Genomic DNA, 655 nt, shown 5'->3' on the forward strand with positions numbered 1-655 from the left:
TGCTTCGTAGTTTAAGATTTCGATGACTTCACGAGACTTTTTTGATGGGCCGCTATTCTTGTCGCTACATTCGTATCTAAACAATTTTGTTCTGTGGAGAATCGCCTTCACAAATTCCTGTATGTCGATGATTTTAAATTCCTTCATCTTGTCGAAATTCTTGGTAATGGTATAGAATTCATTAGTCAGAAATTTATCGAACAGATTTTTTAGCCTCGGCATAATTAGGTGAGTATTGTTCTTACTGTACTTGATGGAAAACTCAATTTCCACTTGTGAAACGTGCAGACCATTTGAACAAACCTCTCTATAAAACCCGAAGTGGCCAGAGGTCTTCTCACTTCCATCATAAGAATTTTTAAACCGAAGCATCGGTAGTATCAAGTCCTCATCATTTTTGACTGTAAACTGGCTTTTGTCATCGATAATAAAGTCAGTAATAAACGACCTGTCGTTTTTATTGATGGTGCGTTTGTGGAAATTCAGTTGTGCATCGGTCAGCATTTCTTCAGCTTTCTTGAAGAATAGTTGATTCGGAATGTGTCCGTAGCTATTCGATACCACATTGACGATTTTGCCGTTTGATATAATGGCATTTTCAAGCCCTCGTCGGGATTCCATCTGGGTCAGACTTTTTAAGGATTTCATTTCTGAT

Annotated in this window: 1 protein-coding gene; it reads right to left on the reverse strand. The window is 37.9% G+C overall.

Going from position 1 to position 655, the window contains the following annotated elements; all coding sequences use genetic code 11:
• The coding region (locus RM529_RS17680; protein ID WP_311486048.1) for a DUF932 domain-containing protein at positions 1–655 on the reverse strand (655 nt) is incomplete at both ends.

Source organism: Autumnicola edwardsiae (genome assembly GCF_031846505.1).
In the GTDB taxonomy this organism is placed as follows: domain Bacteria; phylum Bacteroidota; class Bacteroidia; order Flavobacteriales; family Flavobacteriaceae; genus Autumnicola; species Autumnicola edwardsiae.